This window comes from Pseudomonas sp. GD04158, from assembly GCF_029834875.1.
Lineage (GTDB): Bacteria > Pseudomonadota > Gammaproteobacteria > Pseudomonadales > Pseudomonadaceae > Aquipseudomonas > Aquipseudomonas hydrolytica.
In genome coordinates, this window is the sequence record NZ_JAODYT010000025.1 from 53,413 (window position 1) to 61,996 (window position 8,584).

An 8,584-nucleotide genomic window follows, 5' to 3' on the forward strand; every position below is an offset into this window, starting at 1 on the left:
GTGCGCACCAAACCTCCGGTGTTGGCGATCGGGCTGACCACCGCAACCGTTTTGCGGAATGTCCCCTGTGTACCTGGTGCGCGCGGCGCGCCCTGCGCAGCGCTGCTCCTGGTTACCGCTGGCTGAAGCGTTGTCCCGATAGCGCCGGGTGGTACAGCGGCTGCACCTTGTTGCCGGCCGGGTCGAGCAGATGGAAGCTGCGCGCCCCGTCGCCGTGATCGAAGGGGCGATCCAGCAACGTCACCCCACGCGCCTGGAGGTAGTGGTACCAGGCCTCCAGCTCCTCGACGCTGTCGACGATGAAGCCGTAATGATCGACCAGCGGCACGCCGTGACTCTCGGCATAGGCGCGGCCGAGGGAGAGGTTGTCGTTGCCGCAGGTCAGATAGACCAGATCCTCGTTGGCGCGGTGCAGCACCTGCATGCCCAGCACCTCCACGTAGAAGCGCTCGCACTCCTCCAGGTTGGGCACCAGCAGAGCCAGGTGGCGCAGGCCGTTGAGACGGGACGGACGGTCGAGCATGTGCGTGCACTCCTATTTTGTATACAATTTGTCTTTCAATATAAGACATAAAGGAGTGTGCTGTGTACGGCCTTCTGCTCAAGACCCGCCTCAAGCCGGGTGCCTGCGATGCCTTCATGGACGCCATGCGCGTCAACGCCGCCGCCTCGGTGCGCGACGAGCCGGGCTGTCTGACCTTCGACGTGCTGCGCGACCGCAGCGACGCGGACCTGGTCTGGCTGTACGAGGTCTACGTCGACGAGGCGGCCTTCGAGGCGCATATGCGCACGCCGCATTTCCTCGCCAGCCGGCCGCTGGTGGAACCGCTGATCGAGAGCCAGGAGGCCATCGAGGCCGACCTGCTGGCGCTCAATCCGTCACGCTGACTGCATCTCCCTCAACCCAGGTGAAAGCCGCCGTCGATGGGGATGATGGCGCCGGTCATATAGGCCCCGGCGCTGCCGGCCAGGGTCAGTGCCAGGGCGGCCATCTCGTCCTCGCGGCCCCAGCGTTTCATCGGAATCAGCGCCGTGTCGGCGGCCAGCGCTGCTTCGTCCTCGGCGATGAAGCGCGTCATCTTGCTCGGAAAACGCCCCGGTGCGATCACGTTGACGTTGATGTGCTCGCCCACCAGTTCCTTGGCCAGCATGCGCGACAGCTGGTGCAGCGCCGCCTTGCTCGGCCCGTAGGCGTAGGCCTGCTCGCCCATGGCGCTGATGCCGGCCACCGAGCCGATATTGATCACCCGCGCCGGGCATTCGGCCGAGCCGGCCCTGCGCAGCAGCGGCAGCAATTGCTGGATGCAGCCGAACACCGAGGTGACGTTGAGCTGCATGACCTTCTCCCAGCCCTTGGCCGGGTAGCTTTCCAGCGGCGCGCCCCAGGTGGTGCCGGCGTTGTTGACCAGAATGTCCAGGCGCTCGAGGCGCTCGCCCAGCTCGCGCGCCAGGGCCTGCACGCCTTCCTCGCTGGCCAGGTTGGCGGCGATGCCGGTGCACCGACCCAGGGCCGAGAGTTCGGCGGCGGTCTGCGCGCAGGCTTCGCCATCGCGGGCGCAGACATAGACATGGGCGCCAGCCTCGACGAAAGCCTTGGCGATCATCAGGCCGATGCCGCTGGTACCGCCGGTGACCAGGGCGGTGCGCCCGACAAGGGAAAAGTACGGATGCATGGAGAAGACCTCGGGGTTGGCTGATCAGGCCATCACCCTAGGGCCGAAGACGGGAGCGCGCAGGCATCATTGCCGGCCAGAATGATCAGCCATGTGCCAGACCCTCGTAGGGTGTCGCGGGGGCGCGGCAACGACGCGGGTAGACACCTGCACCGCATTTAGCCGCGAACCTTGCAGAGAACCTAGATGGTCTCTTCCACGCGCTGCAAGTCCAGCACGCGGATGCGCCCAGGCTCGGGGTAGTGCCAGTGCACGTCCAGATCCCAGAAGCGCGCGCCGTAACGCCGTTCGGGTTGCGGCTGCTGGTAAGCCGGGCGCGGGTCCTGCGCCAGGCACTGTTCGATCAGTTCCACCAGGGGCTCGGCCAAACGCAACGCATGCCGGCGTGCCTGTACCAGCGCATCGTCCTGCCAGTCCACGGCGATCAGCGGCGGCGGCGCCTCGGCCATGTCGTTGCGCGCACCTGCCACGGCATCGGCATAAGGTACATAGGGCTTGATATCCAGCACGGGCGTGCCGTCGAGCAGGTCGATGCCGGACAGGTACAGCCGATCCGGCTCGACCCGTTCCAGGCGCACCACCGACTGGCCGATGCCGTTGGGCCGGTGCGTGGCGCGGGTGCTGAACACGCCGACCGACTGATTTCCGCCCAGACGCGGCGGCCGCACCTTCAGGCGCGGCTTGTCTTCCAGCGTTTGGTGAAAGAGAAACAGCAGCCAGACATGGCTGACCTGCTGCAGACCCTGAACTGCGTCGCCCTGATCGAAGGGCGGCAACAACTCCAGCACGCCGCGGGCGGCGGGCGCTAGATGGGGCTGACGGGGGATGGCGAACTTTTCCTTGAAACAGGAGCGGACGATACCGACCGGGGTGACCAGATGCTGCATGGCTTCGGCTTAGCGACTGCGAACCGGTGCGTCGTACGGCACCCGGCAGCCGGCGTCGCGGAACGGGCCGGTAAAGGCGATCCAGCCATCGCCGGGGCTGACCTGGGCGCAGGTCAGATGGCCGTCGACCTTGCTCTGCCAGAGAAAGAAGGGCGCCGGTGCGGCAAGGCCGGGCAGGCTCAGGGCGAGCAGGGCGGTGAAGAGCAGGGTACGCATGATGGTGGTCTCCAGAGCGTGACGGACACAGCCTAACACGGCCTCAGAATCGTTCCTTGTCACCCAGATAGCGCCATTGCCCGACTGGCAGCTTGGCCATGGGCACACCGCCGATACGGATGCGCTTCATGCCCAGCACCTTCAGGCCCAGCGCCGTGCAGATCTGCCGCAGCAGGTCGGGTGCCGGATTCTTCAGGGCAAAGCGCAGGCGCTGTTCGCTCTGCCAGCTGGCCTTGCACGGCGGAAACTGCGTGCCCTTGTGCACAAGGCCTTTCTTCAAGCGTTCCAGGGCGCTGGCCGGCAGCTCTCCGGCGACATCGACCAGATATTCCTGCTCCACCTTGGCACCGTCTTCGCGCAGCTTGCGTTGCGCGCGCCAGTCTTGGCTGAGCACCACCAGACCGCTGGCACCGTTCTGCAATGGCAGGCTCTGCTCCTGGCGCAGGAAGTGTCCATGCAGGACACGCCGGGCGTGCGGGTCCTCTTCCCAATGCCGCTCGTGCACCAGCAGATGCTGCAACTGCGCCGCGCTGGTGCCGGTCGGGCAATGCACCAGCAGGGTGACCGGCTCCACCGGCTCGAGGTTGGCGCCTGGCAGCAGTTCGACGCGCTGGTCGCCAACCTTGAACTGCGGTGCCTCGACCACCTGGCCATCGACGCTGATCCAGCCGCCGGTGATGTACAGGTCGGCTTCGCGCCGTGAGCAGCCCAGCAGTTCGATGACGCGTTTGGACAGGCGTGTGGGCTCGCTCATGCTGATGCTCGGCAGAAAAAAAGGGCGGCCATTGTAGCGGGATACGGCGCTGCCGCGGCGTTATCGAGCATCCGCCAGCAGCTGCGGATTGTAGGCAAGCTCCCAGAGGTGGCCGTCAGGGTCCTGGAAATAGTCACCGTAGCCGCCCCAGAAGGCGTCCTGTGGCGGCTTGCGGATATGCGCACCGGCCAGGCGGGCGCGCGCCATCAGCGCGTCCACCGCCTCACGGCTGTCCAGGTTGTGCGCCAGGCAGAAGGCGCCCGCGGCGTTTTCCGGGCAGCGCAGGCCGCTGTCGTGGGCCAGGCTGGTTCTGGGCCAGAGGGCCAGTTTCAGCCCGCCTTGCAGGTCGAAGAAGGCCATCGCGCCATGTTCGAACTCACGTCCGACTATGCCTTCGCTGGGGAGGCCGAGGCCGTCGCGATAGAAGCTCAGGCTGCGCTCGAGGTCGTCGACGGCCAGGGTGATCAGACTGATGCGTGGTTGCATGGCAGGCTCCGTGAATCGTGGGATAGGGGCGAAAACAAGGCTTTTTGCCATCGCCGATTGGCCAGGTCGCTCCCCTGGAGTTGCCTGGACAGACCGGGATAGAGCGACTTTCATTGCTTGAACGAATTCATTCAGAGGTCATCCGTTGGGAAGATCGTAGTTCAGGAGCTGTTATGTCATTGAAGATTCAGATGGTCTTCGGCACCCGCCCGGAGGCCATCAAGATGGCGCCGCTGGCGCGTCTGTTACGCAACTGGCCGGGCGTCGAACTGTTCGTCTGTTCCACCGGTCAGCACCGCGAAATGCTGCGCCAGGTGCTCGAGGCCTTCGAACTGGAGGTCGACGAGGATCTCGATCTGATGACCCAGGGCCAGACCCTGAATGGCCTGTCGCAGCAGCTGCTGCTGCACCTGGACGAAAGTTACGCCCGGGTTCGCCCGGACATGGTGCTGGTGCATGGCGACACCACCACCAGCTTCATCGCCGCCTTGGCGGCCTTCCATCGGCAGATCGCCATCGGCCATGTCGAGGCCGGCCTGCGTACCGGCGATCTGCGTTCACCCTGGCCGGAGGAGGCCAATCGCAGCCTCACCGGCGTGCTCGCCGACCTGCATTTCGCCCCTACCGCCGACGCGCGCGACAATCTGCTGCGCGAGGGGCGTTCGCTTGCGAGCATCGAGGTCACCGGCAACACGGTGATCGACGCGCTGCTGTGGATGCGCGACCACCAGCGCGCCAGCCAGTGGCAACCTGCGGCCGATTCGCCGCTGGCGGCGCTTGATCCCGACAAGCGCCTGGTGCTGATCACCGGCCATCGCCGGGAGAATTTCGGCAAGGGCTTCGAACAGATTTGTCAGGCCTTGGCCGAGCTGGCCGGGCGCTATCCCCAGGTGCAGTTCGTCTATCCGGTGCATCTCAACCCGCAGGTACGCGGCCCGGTACATGCACTGCTCGACGGGCTCAGCAACATCCATCTGGTGGCGCCGCAGGACTACCCGAACTTCGTCTGGCTGATGGACCGCGCCCATCTGATTCTCACCGACTCCGGCGGTGTGCAGGAGGAGGCGCCGGCGCTGGGCAAGCCGGTGCTGGTGCTGCGCGAAGTCACCGAGCGGCCTGCCGTGCTCGAAGGCGGCACGGTGTTGCTGGTGGGTACCGACCCGGTGCGCATCGTCGCGCAGACCGCTCGCCTGCTCGACGATGCCGAGGCCTACCGGGCCATGAACCGCGTGTTCACGCCCTTCGGCGATGGCCACGCCAGCGAGAAGATCGCCCAGCGTCTGACGCGCTGGGCACAAACACGGACGTCGGGAAGCACGCAATGAGTTTGGAACTGGTCGATCTGCTGGCCTACCTGCTGTACGGACTCAAGTACCTCGCCATTCTCCTCGCCGCGCTGATGTTCCTGCTCGGTCTGGATGACCTGTTCATCGACCTGATGTACTGGGGGCGAGCGCTGATCCGTCGCTTTCGCATCTACAGCGGGCACAGCCGCGCCGACGAGAAGCTGCTCTACGGCACTGCGGAAAAGCCCCTGGCGATCATGGTGCCGGCCTGGCACGAGGTCGGTGTGGTCGGCGAGATGGCGCGCCTGGCGGCTTCCACGCTGGACTACGAGAACTATCAGATCTTCGTCGGCACCTACCCCAATGACCCCGAGACCCAGTCTGACGTCGATGCCGTATGCCTGCATTACCCCAACGTGCACAAGGTGGTGTGCGCACGACCGGGGCCGACCAGCAAGGCCGACTGCCTGAACAACGTGATCGACGCCATTTTGCGTTTCGAGGCCGAGGCGCGGGTGGAATTCGCCGGCTTTATCCTGCACGACGCCGAGGACGTGATTTCGCCGCTGGAGCTGCGCCTGTTCAACTACCTGCTGCCGAACAAGGACCTGATCCAGGTGCCGGTCTACCCCTACGCGCCGGAGTGGAGCGGTTTCACCGCCGGGCATTATGTCGACGAGTTCGCCGAGAACCATGGCAAGGACGTGGTGGTGCGCGAGGCACTCACCGGCCAGGTGCCCAGCGCCGGCGTCGGCACCTGCTTCAGTCGGCGTGCCATTGCCGCCCTGCTGGAGGACGGCGATGGCATCGCCTTCGACGTGCAGAGCCTGACCGAGGACTACGACATCGGCTTTCGCCTGAAGGCCAAGGGCATGAAGTGCATCTTCGCCCGCTTTCCGGTCAGTGATCCCAAGCTGGCGCTGGTTTATGAATCCGCGTTCGGCATGAGCAAGCGCTTCTCTCAGGTGATCTGCGTGCGCGAGCACTTTCCCCGCACCTGGTCGCATGCCGTGCGGCAGAAATCACGCTGGATCACCGGCATCGTCTTTCAGGGCACCAGCAACCTCGGCTGGAGCACCCGCAAGACGCTCAATTACTTCCTCTGGCGCGACCGTCGCGGCCTGCTCGCCTACCTGCTGAGCTTTCTGGTCAACCTGCTGTTTCTGGTGCTGCTGTGCATGTGGCTGATCGGGCTGGCCTATCCCGAGGGCTGGCACTTCCCCTCGATCCTCTCCGACAGCCCGCTGCTCAGCACGCTGCTGCTGCTCAACGGCCTGCTGCTGCTCAACCGCCTGTTCCAGCGCGGCTACTTCGTCACCCGTTTCTACGGCATCGGCCAGGGCCTGCTGTCGGCGCCGCGGATGATGTGGAGCAACTTCGTCAACTTCTTCGCCAACGTTCGCGCGCTCAAACAGGTGCTGGAAATGGGCGATTCGCGGCGCGTGGCCTGGGACAAGACCACCCACGAATTCCCCTCGCTCGGGCAAAGCCCGCAAACCCCTCTGGGGCGGCGCCTGGTCGAGCAGGGGGTGATCAGCGAGGCGCAGCTCACCGAAGCCTTGACCAATCCGGTACGTCGTCGCCTGGGCCGGCAGTTGCTGCTCGACGGTCTGCTCGACAGCCGGCAACTGGTGCAGGCCCTGGCCGAGCAGCTGGACGAGCCCTGGGCGCCGCTCAATCCGTTTCGCGTCGACGAGCACCAGATCCGCGCCTTCCCGCGGCGCCTGGCGCTGCGCTACGCCGTTCTGCCGGTGGACGAGGAGGGCGACACCCTGGTGCTGGCCTGCGAGCGTCTGCTCAGTCAGGTCTCGGTCGGTGCCATCAGCCGTCAACTCGGCCGCCCGGTACGCTGGCAACTGGCGCCTCAGGGGCGGGTGACCCTGGGCCTGCGCTACTGGTACGGCGGCCGCCATGACGGCGAGCAGAGCCGCACCCTGCTGGCCACGCTCAAGCGCCATGCCTATGACGAGCAACTGCTGGAGGAGGTGTGCAAGCATCAGGTGTTGTTTGGCGATCTGCTGCAGGTGCGCGGTTTGTTGCCGCCCTCGCTGTTCAATCAGGCGTTGATCGATTTCGATCCGGAAGTTCATTCCCTCGGCCAGCACCTGCTGCAACGCGGGGTGATCAGCGAGGAGGTGTTGCAGCAGGCCCTGCGTGAGCAGGCCGAGGAGCAACACGAGAGCTACCGGCTGGTGGAGGCCCTGACATGAAGCGGCTGTTCGGCTTTCCCCTGCTGGCCTGCCTGGTTGCGTTCCCCGTCGCGGCTGCCGAGCCGCTCAGCGGTTTTCAGCAGTTTCGCAGCTATCCCTTCCTCGATCGTGCCTACCGCGAGGCCGGCCGCAACAACTGGGGCGAAGTGGAGCGTCTGATGCGCCATCTGCTTGAGCGGGTGCCGCGTAGCGAAGAGGCTCGCCGTCTGCTCATGGAGGCGCTGATCAAGCAGCGTCGTTACGCGGAGGCCGAGGCGTTGAGCGCTGACCTCGGCGAGGGCCACGAGGCCCTGCTGGAGCTGCGCCTGGCCTGGATCGAGCAGGACCCGCCGACCGCCACGCAGGTCGAGCAGTGGCTGCTGCACAGCGAAGGCGATCAGCGTGTGCGCCTGTGGCAGGCCTACAGCCTCAGCCTGGCCAAGTTCGGCGGCGCCAAGCGGGCGCTGGACTGGCTCAGTCAGTTGCCGATTCGCGGCGACGGCATGGTTCTGCGCATGGCGCGCGCCAACTGGGCCGAGCGTTTGCGCGACTGGAGCGCGACCGAAGCCCAGCTGGCCGCGCTGGAAGCCGAGGGGCAGCTGGGTGCCGATGACTGGCGACGCCTGGCCAATGCCCGCGTGCAGCTGCTGGACGAAGAGGGCCTGCAGCGCCTGCTGAGGCAGTCGCCATCGCCTGCGGCGGAACGCGAGGTGCGCCTGGCCATGCTCGACCATGCCGTGTCACTGGGGCGCCTGGACATGGCGCGCCGCTGGCTGGCCAGCCTGCCGGCGGCAGACCGCGACAGCGATGCGCAACGTGCGCGGATATGGGAGCTGGCCCGCCAGGGCGGCGATGCACCTCTGGTACGCGAGCTGGGCGACCAGTTGCGCCGTCCCTGTCTGGAAACCGCCGAATGGCTGTCGCGTCACGATCAGGCGGCCGCCCGTCAGCAGCTGCAGACGTGCCGTGGCGAGGACGATCCGCAGACCTGGCTGGTGCTGGCGCAACGTCTGCACGCGACCGATCTGCTCGAGCGCCAACGTCTGCCGGAACCCTGGGATTCGGCGCGTCGCGAACGTCTGCTGGAGCTCTG

General features: G+C 66.1%; 9 protein-coding genes and 1 pseudogene. 4 read left to right on the forward strand and 6 right to left on the reverse strand.

Annotated features, from left to right (window positions below; translation table 11 throughout):
- Positions 1–112: 112 nt before the first annotated feature.
- On the reverse strand, positions 113–523 hold the full coding sequence (locus N7333_RS11935) for a VOC family protein (protein ID WP_003245055.1): 411 nt from the start codon (positions 521–523) through the stop codon (positions 113–115).
- Positions 524–585: 62 nt separating this feature from the next.
- Here N7333_RS11935 and N7333_RS11940 point away from each other — a divergent pair, with 62 nt between their 5' ends.
- Positions 586–888 carry a putative quinol monooxygenase gene (locus N7333_RS11940; RefSeq protein ID WP_003245053.1) on the forward strand — a complete coding sequence of 101 codons (303 nt, stop codon included), beginning with the start codon at positions 586–588 and terminating at the stop codon, positions 886–888.
- A gap of 11 nt (positions 889–899) precedes the next feature.
- On the opposite strand, the gene N7333_RS11945 is transcribed toward N7333_RS11940, so the two are convergent.
- The 5 genes from N7333_RS11945 to N7333_RS11965 form a co-directional block, all read right to left on the reverse strand.
- Positions 900–1,673 (reverse strand): SDR family oxidoreductase, encoded by a 774-nt coding sequence (locus tag N7333_RS11945; protein WP_129482062.1) that lies wholly within the window; start codon positions 1,671–1,673, stop codon positions 900–902.
- Between the two features lie 182 nt (positions 1,674–1,855).
- Positions 1,856–2,560, reverse strand: coding sequence for a tRNA (N6-threonylcarbamoyladenosine(37)-N6)-methyltransferase TrmO (gene tsaA, locus N7333_RS11950; RefSeq protein WP_003245049.1), 705 nt, complete (start codon positions 2,558–2,560; stop codon positions 1,856–1,858).
- A 9-nt stretch (positions 2,561–2,569) separates the two neighbouring features.
- Positions 2,570–2,776 (reverse strand): hypothetical protein, encoded by a 207-nt coding sequence (locus tag N7333_RS11955; RefSeq protein WP_003245046.1) that lies wholly within the window; start codon positions 2,774–2,776, stop codon positions 2,570–2,572.
- A gap of 43 nt (positions 2,777–2,819) precedes the next feature.
- A complete protein-coding gene (locus tag N7333_RS11960) occupies positions 2,820–3,530 on the reverse strand; it encodes an rRNA pseudouridine synthase (RefSeq protein WP_096826157.1) in 711 nt (236 codons plus the stop codon).
- A gap of 60 nt (positions 3,531–3,590) precedes the next feature.
- A complete protein-coding gene (locus N7333_RS11965) occupies positions 3,591–4,016 on the reverse strand; it encodes a VOC family protein (protein WP_129482063.1) in 426 nt (141 codons plus the stop codon).
- A gap of 173 nt (positions 4,017–4,189) precedes the next feature.
- Between N7333_RS11965 and wecB the strand changes: the two genes are divergently transcribed.
- The 3 genes and pseudogenes from wecB to N7333_RS11980 form a co-directional block, all read left to right on the forward strand.
- Positions 4,190–5,341 (forward strand): UDP-N-acetylglucosamine 2-epimerase (non-hydrolyzing), encoded by a 1,152-nt coding sequence (gene wecB / locus N7333_RS11970; RefSeq protein ID WP_129482064.1) that lies wholly within the window; start codon positions 4,190–4,192, stop codon positions 5,339–5,341.
- Positions 5,338–7,512: a cyclic di-3',5'-guanylate-activated glycosyltransferase NrfB gene (nrfB, locus tag N7333_RS11975; RefSeq protein WP_129482065.1), complete on the forward strand. Its 2,175-nt coding sequence runs from the start codon at positions 5,338–5,340 to the stop codon at positions 7,510–7,512. The genes wecB and nrfB overlap by 4 nt, the downstream gene beginning before the upstream one ends.
- Positions 7,509–8,584, forward strand: a pseudogene (locus tag N7333_RS11980) (phage receptor); the annotation flags it as partial. The gene nrfB and the pseudogene N7333_RS11980, both read left to right, overlap by 4 nt.

What these genes read in the sequence shown, in the direction of transcription:
- N7333_RS11935 (WP_003245055.1), bottom strand. Translation starts at nt 523, where the DNA reads ATGCTCGACCGTCCGTCCCGTCTCAACGGCCTGCGCCACCTGGCTCTG.
- N7333_RS11945 (WP_129482062.1), bottom strand. Translation starts at nt 1,673, where the DNA reads ATGCATCCGTACTTTTCCCTTGTCGGGCGCACCGCCCTGGTCACCGGC.
- tsaA (WP_003245049.1), bottom strand. Translation starts at nt 2,560, where the DNA reads ATGCAGCATCTGGTCACCCCGGTCGGTATCGTCCGCTCCTGTTTCAAG.
- N7333_RS11955 (WP_003245046.1), bottom strand. Translation starts at nt 2,776, where the DNA reads ATGCGTACCCTGCTCTTCACCGCCCTGCTCGCCCTGAGCCTGCCCGGC.
- N7333_RS11960 (WP_096826157.1), bottom strand. Translation starts at nt 3,530, where the DNA reads ATGAGCGAGCCCACACGCCTGTCCAAACGCGTCATCGAACTGCTGGGC.
- N7333_RS11965 (WP_129482063.1), bottom strand. Translation starts at nt 4,016, where the DNA reads ATGCAACCACGCATCAGTCTGATCACCCTGGCCGTCGACGACCTCGAG.
- wecB (WP_129482064.1), top strand. Translation starts at nt 4,190, where the DNA reads ATGTCATTGAAGATTCAGATGGTCTTCGGCACCCGCCCGGAGGCCATC.
- nrfB (WP_129482065.1), top strand. Translation starts at nt 5,338, where the DNA reads ATGAGTTTGGAACTGGTCGATCTGCTGGCCTACCTGCTGTACGGACTC.